We start from the raw sequence: 12,921 nt of genomic DNA, 5'->3' as shown, positions 1-12,921 counted from the left end.
GCATCGCGGTCGCAAGCGAGGCGCACAACAAAATCAGCGGACGATGGCATATGCCTTGCACCAACACTGACATCAGCACTCATGCCAACGGCGGGATGAGTCGAAAGACAAAGGCGTCGTCACTTGGCCTTGCCCTGGCAAGCAGCCCGGTACGGCGCTTTTTTTTTGGAAGGTGTTTAGCCATGAATGAAACCACAGCGGGCCCGTTGGCCTGGGTCAATGGCAGCGATGCCCCGGAAAAGACTGAAATCAACCTCGGCTTCATGGCCTTGAGCGACTGTGCCTCGGTGGTGGTCGCGGCCACGCAAGGTTTTGCACAGCCTTACGGCCTGACCCTGAACCTCAAGCGCCAGTCGTCCTGGGCCAACCTGCGAGACAAACTGGTCAGCGGCGAACTCGACGCCGCCCACAGCCTGTATGGCCTGATTTATGCCGTGCACCTGGGCATCGGCGGCGTGGTGCCGACCGACATGGCGGTGCTCATGGGCCTGAACCAGAACGGCCAGAGCATCAATCTTTCTCACGGCTTGCAGGCCTTGGGGGTGACCAGTCCTGAAGCACTGGACCGGCACGTGCACCAAAGTCGCCCAAAACTGACCTTCGCCCAGACATTTCCCACGGGCACCCACGCGATGTGGCTGTATTACTGGCTCGCGAGCCAGGGCATTCATCCGTTGCAGGACGTCGACAGTGTGGTGGTGCCACCGCCACAGATGGTCGCGCACCTGCAAGCCGGGCGCATCGATGGTTTCTGCGTCGGCGAGCCGTGGTCCGCCAGCGCAGTGAAGCAGAACCTGGGGTTCACCATGGCGACGAGCCAGACCATCTGGCCCGACCATCCGGAAAAAGTCCTCGGCTGCACCCGCGCCTTTGTCGAGCAATACCCCAACACCGCCCGAGCGTTGGTGATGGCGATCCTCGAAGCCAGTCGCTTCATCGAAGACAACAACGAAAACCGCCGCAGCACTGCGAAGCTGTTGAGCGCGCCGCAATACCTCGATGCACCACTCGATTGCATCGAACCGCGCTTGCTCGGCGACTACGCCGATGGCCTCGGCAATCGTTGGCAGGACCCGCACGCGCTGCGTTTTCATGCGAACGGCGAGGTCAACGTGCCGTACTTGTCCGACGGCATGTGGTTCATGACTCAGTTCCGCCGCTGGGGTTTGTTGCGCGACGACCCGGATTACCTCGGCGTGGCCCGTCAGGTCCAGCAACTAGACTTGTACCGAGAGGCCGCCAGCGCAGTCGGTGTTGCCTGCGAGGGCGAGGCAATGCGCAGCAGCCAGTTGATCGACGGCAAAATCTGGGACGGCTCCGACCCGGCCGGCTATGCCCGCAGTTTCAAGCTGCATGCCATGAGCGAAAGCTCGCACCGAATCGCCAGCCGCTGACAGGAGACTGCGAATATGTTGCGTATCCTGCTGATCAACGACACAGCAAAAAAAGTCGGTCGCCTGAAAGCGGCGCTGACCGAAGCCGGGTTTGAGGTCATTGATGAATCCGGCCTGACCATCGACCTGCCCGCGCGCGTCGAAACGGTGCGTCCGGACGTGATCCTGATCGATACCGAGTCACCGAGCCGCGATGTGATGGAGCAAGTGGTGCTGGTTTCCCGCGATCAGCCGCGGCCAATTGTGATGTTTACCGACGAGCACGATCCCGATGTGATGCGCCAGGCGATCAAGTCCGGGGTCAGTGCCTACATCGTCGAAGGCATTCACGCACAACGCTTGCAGCCGATTCTTGACGTGGCCATGGCCCGCTTTGAAAGCGACCAGGCCCTGCGCGCCCAGCTCAACGCCCGCGACCAGCAACTGGCCGAGCGCAAGCGCATCGAGCTGGCCAAGGGGCTGCTGATGAAAATGAAGGACTGCAACGAGGAAGAGGCCTACACCCTCATGCGCCGCCAGGCCATGAGCCGGCAGCAGAAGCTGATTCAGGTGGCGGAGCAGATAATTGCCATGAGCGAATTGCTCGGCTGACCCCTCGCCACAAAAGCAGGGTGTTGGCACAGATCTGGCTAAGTAATCGTTACAGGTAACCAACGGCGGTTGCCCCACCTACGACAAAGACGTCGCTCACCTCATTTGCCCATGGCGAATCGGGTGGCGGCGTTTTTTAGTTTTGGCCCCAGAGATCGGGGCCGGTGGTGCGGCCGATGCGGCGCCCCACCTGCAAGCTCCTGACTCCTTCTCGAGACTCCCTACAGCTGAGGTGCGCGATGAATTCAAGCTTCTGGAAATCCGGTCACACGCCGACATTGTTCGCAGCGTTCCTCTATTTCGACCTGAGCTTCATGGTCTGGTACCTGCTCGGCCCACTGGCGGTGCAGATCGCCACCGACCTGCAACTGACCACCCAGCAACGCGGGCTGGTGGTGGCCACGCCGATTCTGGCCGGGGCCATACTGCGCTTTTTGATGGGCTTGCTGGCTGATCGCCTGTCGCCCAAGACCGCTGGCCTGATCGGCCAGGTGATCGTCATCTGCGCCCTGTTCGTTGCCTGGAAACACGGCATCCACAGTTACGAACAAGCGCTGCTATTGGGCTTGTTCCTCGGTGTGGCCGGCGCATCCTTCGCCGTCGCCCTGCCGCTGGCCTCGCAATGGTATCCGCCGCAACACCAAGGCAAGGCCATGGGCATCGCCGGGGCCGGCAACTCGGGCACCGTGCTCGCCGCATTGATCGCCCCGGTGCTGGCGGCCGCCTTCGGCTGGAGCAACGTGTTCGGTTTCGCCCTGATCCCGCTGATCCTGACCATCATCGTCTTCGCCTGGCTGGCCAAAAACGCCCCTGAGCGGCCGACAGCCAAGTCCATGTCCGACTACATGAAAGCATTGGGCGACCGCGACAGTTGGTGGTTCATGTTTTTCTACAGCGTGACCTTCGGCGGTTTCATCGGCCTGGCCAGCGCCCTGCCCGGCTACTTCAACGACCAATACGGCTTGAACCCGGTGACCGCTGGTTACTACACCGCAGCTTGCGTGTTCGGTGGCAGCCTGATGCGTCCATTGGGCGGCGCGCTGGCCGATCGATTTGGTGGGATTCGCACGTTGCTGGGCATGTACACGGTCGCAGCGGTCTGCATCGCGGCTGTAGGTTTCAACCTGCCGAGTTCCTACGCGGCACTGGCGCTTTTCGTCTGCACCATGCTCGGTTTGGGTGCGGGTAACGGCGCCGTTTTCCAATTGGTCCCGCAGCGTTTTCGTCGTGAGATCGGCGTGATGACCGGTTTGATCGGCATGGCCGGCGGCATTGGCGGCTTCGCCTTGGCGGCGGGCATGGGTGCGATCAAGCAAAGCACCGGCAGTTATCAAATGGCCTTGTGGTTGTTCGCCAGCCTCGGCGTGCTCGCCTGGTTCGGTCTGCACGGGGTGAAACGTCGCTGGAGAACCACCTGGGGTTCGGCCGCTGTGACCGCTGCCCGGGTCTGAAACTTCAATGAGCCTGCAACTGAGTTTTGCCGAAGCGAGCGCCATCGGTCCTCGCGAGGAAAATCAGGACGCCCTGCGCCTGGTCACTCCGGCCCCGGCGCTGGCGGCGAGCAAGGGTTACCTGTTCGCCATCGCCGATGGGGTCAGCCAGTGCGCCGACGGCGGGCTCGCCGCCCGTTCAACCTTGCAGGCTCTGGCGCTGGACTATTACGCCACCCCGGAAACCTGGGGTGTCGCGCAAGCGCTGGACCGCCTGCTGTTGGCACAAAATCGCTGGCTGCAGGCCAATGGCGGTGGGCAACCGCTGCTCACCACGGTCAGTGCCCTGGTCATGCGCGGCAGGCGTTTTACCCTGGCGCATGTGGGCGATTGCCGGGTCTATCGCTGGCACGCCGACACCTTGCAACGGGTCAGCGAGGATCACGTCTGGGAGCAACCGGGCATGCAGCATGTGCTCAAGCGTGCGCTGGGGCTCGATCAGCATTTAGTCCTGGATTTCCTCGATGGCGAGTTGCTCCTCGATGAGAGCTTTGTGCTGCTCAGCGATGGTATCTGGGCTGTGCTGGGTGACACGGCTATCGCGGCGATTCTGCGCGACCAGCCGGACCTGCACAGCGCTGCGCAAACCCTGGTCAGCGCGGCGCATCTGGCCGGCAGCCAGGACAATGCCAGCGCCCTGCTGGTGCGGGTCGATGCCCTCGGTGAAACGAGCATCGGCGACGCGTTGATTCATTTGCAGCAATGGCCGCTGCCGCCCGCGCTGAAACCGGGCCATACGTTCGAGGGTTGGCAGGTCGAAGGGATTCTCGGCCAGAGCCAGCAGTCACTGCTCTATCGGGTTCGCGACAGCCAACAACAACCCTGGCTGCTGAAAACCTTGCCCGCTGCGCTGCGCGACGATCATCTGGCCGGGCAGGCATTGCTGTCGGAGGAATGGTTTCTCAAGCGCGTGGCCGGACGGCATTTTCCTGAAGTCCATGCCGCCAGTCAGCGTCAGCATTTGTACTACGTGATGCGCGAATATTCCGGATCAACCTTGGCGGAGTTGCACGAACGGGTTGCCGCGTTGCCGCTGGCGCAATGGCAGGATCTGGCCGAGCGCCTGCTGAAAGCTGTCGGCATGCTGCATCGGCGGCAGATTCTTCATCGCGACATCAAGCCGGAGAACCTGTTGCTGGGGGACGACGGTGAGTTGCGCCTACTGGATTTCGGCCTCGCTTACTGCCCCGGTCTGTCCGAGGATCAGCCCTCTGCACTGCCCGGAACTCCCAGCTACATCGCGCCGGAAGCCTTTGGCGGTGAGGCACCGACACCGCAGCAGGATTTGTACGCGGTGGGAGTGACCTTGTATTTCCTGCTGACCGGTCATTATCCCTACGGCGAAATCGAAGCCTTCCAGCGCCCACGGTTTGGCGTGCCTGTCAGCGCCAGCCGCTACCGCCCCGACCTGCCGGACTGGATCGCGCAAAGTCTGGAACGCGCGGTGGCGGTGGATCCGGGTCAGCGCTTTGAAACGGCGGAGGAATGGTTGCTGCTATTAGAACAGGGTGAGCGGCGCAGCTTGAGTGTGCGGCCCAGGCCCTTGCTGGAGCGCGAGCCGTTGAAGGTATGGCGGACGTTGGCGCTGGTGTCGTTGGTGGTGAATCTGGTGCTGCTGGTCGTGGTATTTCACGGCTAACACTGCCCCCTTCACAAAAACCGCGCCAATTGCGGGCAACGTGCATTTAATCGGTGCAAAAGCGCCCCTATCAAAATGCCGAGAGCGCGATAAAACCGTAGAAATCCGAGAATCTGAAGCACTTGGCACAACCACTGCATTACCTCTCCCAACAGACATAAAGCCCAGCCTTCAACGATGAAGGGTGCGCTTCCCGAGAGAACGGGACCAGGACAAAGGCGTCCTCGCTAGGCAACTAGCGGGACGCCTTTTTTTGTTTGCGCAAAATATGTCGAGCAAGACCTGACAGCCCAGATGAGGCGGGTCCGAGCTCCCCGGAGAACCTGATGAAGAAATTAAAACTGGTGATGATCGGCAACGGCATGGCCGGGGTCCGCACCCTGGAAGAACTGCTCAAGCTGAGTAACGAGCTGTACGACATCACGGTCTTCGGCGCCGAACCCCATACCAACTACAACCGTATCCTGCTGTCGCCGGTACTGGCCGGCGAGCAGACGTTCGAAGAGATCGTACTCAACGATCTCGACTGGTACCTGGACAACCACATCAAGTTGCTGCTCAACCGCAAAGTGGTGGAGATCGACCGGATCAAACGCCGCGTGATCGCCGATGACGGCACCGAGGCCGAGTACGATCGCCTGTTGATCGCCACCGGCTCGACCCCGTTCATCCTGCCGATTCCCGGCAACACCTTGCAGGGCGTGATCGGCTACCGCGACATTGCCGACACCCAAGCCATGATCAACACCGCGAAAACCCACAAGCACGCCGTGGTGATCGGTGGCGGCCTGCTCGGCCTGGAAGCTGCAAACGGCCTGATGTTGCGCGGCATGCACGTCACGGTGGTGCACATTGGCGAGTGGCTGCTGGAACGGCAACTGGACAAAACCAGTGGCCAACTCCTGCAAACCGCCCTGGAAGCCCGTGGCCTGCATTTTCGCCTGAGCGAACAGACCCAGGCCCTGCACGATGCCGGTAACGGCCGGGTCGGCTCGGTTGAATTCAAGAACGGCGACATTATCCCCGCCGACCTGGTGGTCATGGCGGCCGGCATCCGCCCAAGCACGGAACTGGCAGAAAAATCCGGCATCCCTTGCCATCGCGGAATCCTGGTCAATGACACGATGCAAACCTACGACCCTCGGGTCTATGCCATCGGCGAATGCGCCAGCCACCGTGGCACCGCCTACGGCCTGGTCGCGCCGCTGTTCGAGCAAGCCAAGGTCTGCGCCAACCACCTCGCGCAACTGGGCTTCGCCACCTACAAGGGCTCGGTGACCTCGACCAAACTGAAAGTCACCGGCATCGATCTGTTTTCCGCCGGCGACTTCATGGGCGGCGAAGGCACCGAAACCATCACCCTCTCCGACCCGATCAGCGGGATCTACAAAAAACTGGTGATCAAGGATGACGTGCTGGTCGGCGCTTGCCTGTATGGCGATACGGAAGATGGCGGTTGGTACTTCCGGCAGATCCGTGAGAATCACGCCATCGACGAGATCCGCGATCACCTGATGTTCGGCAGCTCTTCGTTTCCGGGGCCGGCCCTCGGCGACGCAGGACACTCAGGCCGGGAAGCAAGCTGATGAACCAGATCACCGCTTCCACCTGCTGCTACTGCGGGGTCGGCTGCGGCGTGCTGATCGAGCATGACGGCGAGCAAATCCTCGGCGTCAGCGGCGATCCGAGCCACCCGGCCAACTTCGGCAAATTGTGCAGCAAGGGTTCGACCCTGCACCTGACCGGCGATTTGACGGCGCGAGCGTTGTATCCCGAACTGCGCCTGGGCAAAGGCCTGGCACGCAGCCGTACCGACTGGGACACCGCTCTCGATCACGCGGCCAATGTCTTCGCCCAGACCATCGTCGAACACGGCCCGGACAGCGTCGCGTTCTACATTTCCGGGCAGTTGCTGACCGAGGACTATTACGCCTTCAACAAACTGGCGCGGGCGCTGGTGGGCACCAATAACATCGACAGCAATTCGCGGCTGTGCATGTCGTCGGCGGTGGTCGGCTACAAGCGCAGCCTGGGCGCCGATGCGCCGCCGTGCAGCTACGAAGACCTGGAGTCGAGCGACTGCGTGATGATCGTCGGCAGTAACATGGCCTACGCCCACCCGGTACTGTTTCGCCGCCTGGAAGAAGCCCTGTCCCGCCGCCCGCAGATGAAAGTCATCGTCATTGACCCCCGTCGTACCGACACCTGCGATTTGGCTGACCTGCACCTGGCGATTCTTCCCGGGACCGATGTCGCGTTGTTCCATGGGATTCTGCACCTGCTGCTGTGGGAAGACTGGATCGACCGCGACTTCATCCAGGCTCACACCGAAGGCTTGGCCGAACTGAAAAACCTGGTGCGCGATTACACGCCGTCAATGGTGTCGCAGCTGTGTGGGATCGAGGTCGAGCAATTACAGGAATGCGCCGAATGGGTCGGCACCTCCAAGTCGTTTCTGTCGCTGTGGTGCATGGGGCTGAACCAGTCCACCGCCGGCAGTGCAAAAAACAGTGCGCTGATCAATCTACACCTGGCCACCGGGCAAATCGGCCGCCCCGGCGCAGGACCTTTCTCCCTGACCGGTCAGCCAAATGCCATGGGCGGACGGGAAACCGGCAGTCTGTCGAACCTGCTGCCAGGCCATCGCGAAGCGGCTAATGCAGAGCATCGCGCGGAAGTGGCGGCTTATTGGGGCGTTGAGCAACTGCCGGAAAACACCGGACTTACCGCGATCGAGCTGTTTGAGCAGGTTCGAAGTGGAAAAATCAAAGCCCTGTGGATTGCCTGCACCAACCCCGCGCAATCGCTGCCGGACCAGACCGCTGTGCGCGCGGCCCTGGAAGCCTGCCCATTCGTGGTGTTGCAGGAAGCCTTTCGCACCACCGAAACCGCGGCATTCGCCGACCTGCTGCTGCCCGCCGCCAGTTGGGGCGAAAAAGACGGCACCGTGACCAACTCCGAACGGCGTATTTCCCACGTTCGCCGAGCCATCGTCGCACCGGGTGAAGCGCGCGCCGACTGGGCGATCACCGTGGATTTCGCACAACGCCTGGAACACCATCTTCGCCCCGGCCAAGACAGCCTGTTTGCCTTTGAAACGCCGGCGCAGGTCTTCGACGAATACAAACTCCTGACCCGCGGGCGTGATCTGGACTTGTCCGGCATCAGCCATGAGCTGATCGACCGCCTCGGCCCTCAACAATGGCCCTTCCCCGAGGGTGCCAGCACCGGCACTGCCCGACTGTACCTCGACGGTGTTTTCCCGACCGCCAGCGGGCGCGCGAAGTTTGTGGCTGATCCGTATTGCGCCGCCAAGGAACAACGCGACGCACACTTCCCGCTGACGCTGATCACCGGTCGCTTGCGCGATCAATGGCACGGCATGAGCCGCACCGGCACCGCCGCGCAGCTGTTCGGACATGTCAGCGAAGCCGTGCTGAGCCTGCACCCGGATGAATTGAGTCGGCATCGCTTGCAACCCGGCGATCTGATCAGCCTGAAAAGTCGGCGAGGCGCGGTGATCGTGCCGGTTGCCAGCGACGACAGCGTGCGGCCCGGACAAGCCTTTCTGCCCATGCATTTCGGCGACCGATTCCTCAAGGGCGGCGTGAATACCCTCACCCTTCCCGCCTTCGACCCGCTGTCGAAACAACCGGAACTGAAACACAGCGGCGTGCGAATCGAGCCTGTGCACCTGCCTTGGCAGCTATTCGCCCTGGTAGAGGGCAATGTTCAACAGCATTTCGAGACCCTACGACCGCTCTGTGAGGCGTTTTCCTACGCCAGCCTCAGCCTTGTCGGCCGCGAGCGCCCCGCGCTGCTGATACGCGCTGCCAGCGCCATCGCGCCTGATCCGCAATTGCTGCGCGATATTGATCAATGCCTGGCGCTCACCGATGGCCCGGTACTGGCCTATGACGACCCACGCCGCGCCATCGGCAAACGCGTGCGGATCGACAACGGCCGGATCACTGCGATTCGCCTGGCCGGCGAAACCCTCGCCCAACACTGGCTGCAAAACCTTTGGCTTGAGGGGCGCGCCGACGAACAACTGCGGCGCTGGCTGCTGGCACCGCTGAGCGCGCCACCGGGCAACGCTGGAACTGCCACAGCAAGTACAAAAATCCTGTGTAACTGCAAGAACGTCAGCCAAGGCGCGGTCTGCGCCGGCATCAGCTGTGGCCTGGATTTGCAGGGTTTGAAACAAGAATTGGGTTGCGGCACGCAATGTGGCTCCTGCGTCCCGGAAATCAAGCGCCTGCTGGCTGCCACTGCGCAGCCGATCGCCGTCATCTCGTGAGGAAAATACGATGAGCGCAAAAGTCTGGCTGGTGGGTGCGGGTCCCGGCGACCCAGAATTATTGACCCTCAAGGCGGTTCGGGCGCTGAGTGAAGCGGATGTGGTGTTGATCGACGATCTGGTCAATGACGCGGTGCTGGAGCATTGCCCCGGCGCGCGGATCATACCCGTGGGCAAACGCGGCGGCTGTCGCTCCACGCCTCAAGCCTTTATTCATCGACTGATGCTGCGTTATGTCCGCCAGGGTAAATGCGTGGTGAGACTCAAGGGCGGCGATCCATGCATCTTCGGTCGTGGCGGCGAAGAAGCGCAATGGTTGCGCGAGCGCGGGGTTGAAGTCGAACTGGTCAACGGCATTACTGCCGGGCTGGCGGGTGCGACGCAATGCGATATTCCGCTGACCCTCAGAGGCGTTGCCCGTGGCGTGACGCTGGTCACCGCCCACACTCAGGATGGCAGTAGCCTTAACTGGCAGGCCCTGGCACAGGGTGGCACGACGCTGGTGGTTTACATGGGCGTGGCGAAGCTGAGCGAGATTCGCGAGCAACTGCTGGCTGGGGGGATGGCGGCGGATACGCCGGTGGCGATGATTGAAAACGCTTCTTTGCCGCACCAACGAGAATGTCGGAGCGATCTGACGGCCATGGAAGAAGCTGCCCACAGCTTCGAACTCAAAAGCCCGGCGATTCTGGTGATCGGCACGGTAGCAGCCGTTGCGACTCCATCTCTGTGGGAGCGCGGTTTGCCCGCGATGACGGCCGATCAATCAGCCTGAATGTCACTGATTCCCCCTCGCTCACCAAATCGCAGACAAAGAAAAGCCCGGCCTAAGCCGGGCTTTTCTCAGAGCTGCGCGCTAATTACTTAGCGTTAGCTTCTACCGACGCTTCTACGCGACGGTTTACAGCTTGGCCAGCTTTAGTAGCGTTGTCAGCAACTGGGCGGGATTCGCCGTAGCCAACAGACTGAACGCGGGACGATTCAACACCGTACTGGTTGGTCAGAACTTGCTTAACGGCGTTTGCACGACGCTCGGACAGTTTCTGGTTGTAAGCGTCAGGACCGACGGAGTCAGTGTGACCTTCAACAGTGGTGCTGGTCGATGGGTACTGCTTCATGAAATCAGCGAGGTTTTTGATGTCGCCGTAGCTGTTAGGCTTGACTACCGACTTGTCGAAGTCGAATTTCACGTCCAGTTCAACACGAACAACTTCAGCAACTGCTGGGCAGCCATCAGCGTCAACAGTTACGTTGGCTGGGGTGTCCGGGCACTTGTCAACGTTGTCGCACACGCCATCGTTGTCGCTGTCGGAGCAGACTTCAGCGGGTGCTGGAACTGGAGCAGCAGCAGGCTTGGAGCCGCCACCGAAGTTCACACCGATACCGACGCTTGGAGCCCACTCGGTGTCGCCTTGGTCGATGTTGTACTGAGCTTCAACGCCAGCACGGGCGTAGAAGTTCTCGGTGAAGTACAGCTTGGCACCGCCGCCAACGTTGGCGAAGGTAGAACGGTTACGACCGTTGCTGCCATTCTGGTCGATGCTCTGGTCCGAGAAACCGGCAGAGACGTAAGGACGCAGCATGTCACCTGGGTTGTTGAAGTGGTACAGAGCGTCCAGAGCGGTGTTGGCGCCCTTGATGTTCTTGCCGTCGTCGGAACGAACGTTGTGCACTTCGTCGTAGCCCAGACGCAGTTCTACGTCGTCGGTCAGGAAGTAACCAACAGAACCGCCGAACAGGTTGCCGTTGTTCTTGAAGTTACGAGCGCTGTCGAATTGTTCTTTCTTAGCGAAGCCTTCGATTTCAACTGCGCCTTGGCCTTGTGCCAGAGCGCCGAACGAAGTGGCAGCAATAAGAGAACCAATGGCCAAGCCCAAGGTGTTTTTCAGTTTCATCCGTTAAATCCCCATCTGGTGATTGTGAAGCAGTCCCGCAAACCGGGGGACAACTCGGCGGCAAGTCTATCAGAACTTGCCTACACGTAAGAGATATTTGCGCCGAACTAAGTTTCAGCAATGCCTGCAAATTTCTCACGCAATTTATCTAGAGCACGTTTGTACCGCATTTTTGTTGCACTCAAGCCCATATGCATGATGTCTGCGATCTCCTGAAACTCCAGCTCTGCGACAAATCGTAGCACCAGAATTTCACGGTCAATCGGGTTCACATACACCAGCCAGCGATCAAGTCCACCCTTATCCTCGGGTTTCGGCGTCTTTTCTTCAGACGCTTCCTCAAGGGGGTCCAGACTCAAAGCGTCCATCAAGCGACGCTTTCGCCGTTCTTTCCGATACTGCGTGATGCATTCGTTGTACGTGATGCTGTAGAGCCACGTCTTGAACTTCGATTTCCCCTCGAAGTTCTTCAGGCCATACAACACCTTCAACATCACTTCCTGACAGACATCGTCTGCGTCGCGATCGTTCCCCAGATATCGTGCGCAGACGTTAAATAATGTTCGTTGGTAACGCCGCATCAGTTCTTCATAGGCGCGTGTTACGTGAAACAGCTCGGTATGCGAGCGCGCGACCAACTCCTCATCAGAGAGCTCGCGGGGGTCGTAGCGCGTGGAGAGCGATTGAGCTTTATTCAAAACAAGTCGGGCCGACAGTCAGGTCAATGTCCGCCGCAGCCCTTACAGGGCACTTTGCGGCGGCATACATTAGCAGGGTTTGCCGGGTTAGCGGCTACTCACATGCTGCTCCAGGAGGATCCGATTGGAGAGAGAGACTAGCTCACCCTCATCGGTCAGCAATGTGGTTTTAACCGTGCCGATCTCTTCGATCTGACCTTCGACCTCGCCAACACGCACTTGTTGCCCAACCTGATACAACTCACGCACATAGATTCCCGCAAGAATCTGACCGGCAATTTCCCGGCTTCCCAACCCCATGGCCAGCGCAACCGCCAGACCAACGGTAATCAATACGATCACAATCACATGGTTGAGCAGGTCAGTCTTGACCTCCAACTGGCTGATTGCGACAGAAATACTGATGATAATCACCAGGCCCTGGGCAATTCGCCCCAGGCCCGCGGCGTAATCCAGCCCTACGCCTTCTGCTGCACCACGCACCAGCCCATTGGCCAGTTGCGCCAGCAAAACACCCACCAGCAGCACCAGCGCGGCGCCAAATACTTTCGGCAAATACAGCGCAAGCATGTCCAGCGTAGCCGAAACTCGCTCAAGTCCAAGGGATTCTGCGGCAGAAACCAGAAAAATCAGCAGAACGAACCAGTAGACAATCTTGCCAATCAGGGTCGAGATCGGTACTTGCAGGCCGGCCCGGGACAGTAATTTTGTCAGACCGGTGCCGCCCATCAGGCGATCAAGGCCCAGCTTGGCGAGCAACTTGGACAGCAAAGTGTCCAAAAGTTTCGCAACGACGAAACCCAACAGCAACACAACCAGTGCGCCGAACAGGTTCGGGATGAAATTTGCCACCTTGGTCCATAACGCAGTCATTGCAGTGACGAGGCTCTGAGTCCAGAGATCAAGTTCCATAT

General features: G+C 60.2%; 9 protein-coding genes and 1 pseudogene. 7 read left to right on the top strand and 3 right to left on the bottom strand.

Features of this window, described 5'->3' with window-relative positions; translation table 11 throughout:
• The first annotated feature begins 182 nt into the window (after positions 1 to 182).
• The 7 genes and pseudogenes from ACA053_RS09065 to cobA all read left to right on the top strand — a co-directional run bounded on the left by ACA053_RS09065 (position 183) and on the right by cobA (position 10,189).
• On the top strand, positions 183 to 1,394 hold the full coding sequence (locus ACA053_RS09065; RefSeq protein ID WP_497395063.1) for a CmpA/NrtA family ABC transporter substrate-binding protein: 1,212 nt from the start codon (positions 183 to 185) through the stop codon (positions 1,392 to 1,394).
• Positions 1,395 to 1,409: 15 nt separating this feature from the next.
• Positions 1,410 to 1,985 carry an ANTAR domain-containing response regulator gene (locus ACA053_RS09060; protein WP_008146285.1) on the top strand — a complete coding sequence of 192 codons (576 nt, stop codon included), beginning with the start codon at positions 1,410 to 1,412 and terminating at the stop codon, positions 1,983 to 1,985.
• 239 nt (positions 1,986 to 2,224) lie between these two features.
• A complete protein-coding gene (locus ACA053_RS09055) occupies positions 2,225 to 3,436 on the top strand; it encodes a nitrate/nitrite transporter (protein ID WP_497395061.1) in 1,212 nt (403 codons plus the stop codon).
• 7 nt (positions 3,437 to 3,443) lie between these two features.
• A complete protein-coding gene (locus ACA053_RS09050; protein ID WP_497395059.1) occupies positions 3,444 to 5,114 on the top strand; it encodes a bifunctional protein-serine/threonine kinase/phosphatase in 1,671 nt (556 codons plus the stop codon).
• A gap of 326 nt (positions 5,115 to 5,440) precedes the next feature.
• A pseudogene (locus ACA053_RS09045) lies at positions 5,441 to 6,697 on the top strand (NAD(P)/FAD-dependent oxidoreductase); the annotation flags it as partial.
• A gap of 2 nt (positions 6,698 to 6,699) precedes the next feature.
• Complete coding sequence (locus ACA053_RS09040) at positions 6,700 to 9,414, top strand: nitrate reductase (RefSeq protein WP_497395057.1); 2,715 nt, start codon at positions 6,700 to 6,702, stop codon at positions 9,412 to 9,414.
• Between the two features lie 10 nt (positions 9,415 to 9,424).
• Positions 9,425 to 10,189: a uroporphyrinogen-III C-methyltransferase gene (gene cobA / locus ACA053_RS09035; RefSeq protein WP_497316752.1), complete on the top strand. Its 765-nt coding sequence runs from the start codon at positions 9,425 to 9,427 to the stop codon at positions 10,187 to 10,189.
• An 85-nt stretch (positions 10,190 to 10,274) separates the two neighbouring features.
• Here the strand turns inward: cobA and ACA053_RS09030 are convergent, their stop codons facing one another.
• From ACA053_RS09030 to ACA053_RS09020, 3 genes are all read right to left on the bottom strand, one after another.
• Positions 10,275 to 11,309: an OmpA family protein gene (locus ACA053_RS09030; RefSeq protein WP_497316750.1), complete on the bottom strand. Its 1,035-nt coding sequence runs from the start codon at positions 11,307 to 11,309 to the stop codon at positions 10,275 to 10,277.
• Between the two features lie 107 nt (positions 11,310 to 11,416).
• Positions 11,417 to 12,007, bottom strand: coding sequence for an RNA polymerase sigma factor SigX (gene sigX, locus ACA053_RS09025; protein WP_010456518.1), 591 nt, complete (start codon positions 12,005 to 12,007; stop codon positions 11,417 to 11,419).
• Between the two features lie 87 nt (positions 12,008 to 12,094).
• The gene (locus ACA053_RS09020) at positions 12,095 to 12,919 is read right to left on the bottom strand and encodes a mechanosensitive ion channel family protein (RefSeq protein WP_008027407.1); all 825 of its coding nucleotides are present in this window, start codon (positions 12,917 to 12,919) and stop codon (positions 12,095 to 12,097) included.
• Positions 12,920 to 12,921 lie beyond the last annotated feature (2 nt).

The organism is Pseudomonas sp. LBUM1672 (genome assembly GCF_059695655.1).
Note: the sequence above shows the minus strand (reverse complement) of the source record. Positions and strands in the feature narration are given on the sequence as shown.

Excerpts from the sequence above, each read along its gene's own strand:
- ACA053_RS09065 (WP_497395063.1), top strand. The coding sequence starts at position 183 with ATGAATGAAACCACAGCGGGCCCGTTGGCCTGGGTCAATGGCAGCGAT.
- ACA053_RS09060 (WP_008146285.1), top strand. The coding sequence starts at position 1,410 with ATGTTGCGTATCCTGCTGATCAACGACACAGCAAAAAAAGTCGGTCGC.
- ACA053_RS09055 (WP_497395061.1), top strand. The coding sequence starts at position 2,225 with ATGAATTCAAGCTTCTGGAAATCCGGTCACACGCCGACATTGTTCGCA.
- ACA053_RS09050 (WP_497395059.1), top strand. The coding sequence starts at position 3,444 with ATGAGCCTGCAACTGAGTTTTGCCGAAGCGAGCGCCATCGGTCCTCGC.
- ACA053_RS09040 (WP_497395057.1), top strand. The coding sequence starts at position 6,700 with ATGAACCAGATCACCGCTTCCACCTGCTGCTACTGCGGGGTCGGCTGC.
- cobA (WP_497316752.1), top strand. The coding sequence starts at position 9,425 with ATGAGCGCAAAAGTCTGGCTGGTGGGTGCGGGTCCCGGCGACCCAGAA.
- ACA053_RS09030 (WP_497316750.1), bottom strand. The coding sequence starts at position 11,309 with ATGAAACTGAAAAACACCTTGGGCTTGGCCATTGGTTCTCTTATTGCT.
- ACA053_RS09020 (WP_008027407.1), bottom strand. The coding sequence starts at position 12,919 with ATGGAACTTGATCTCTGGACTCAGAGCCTCGTCACTGCAATGACTGCG.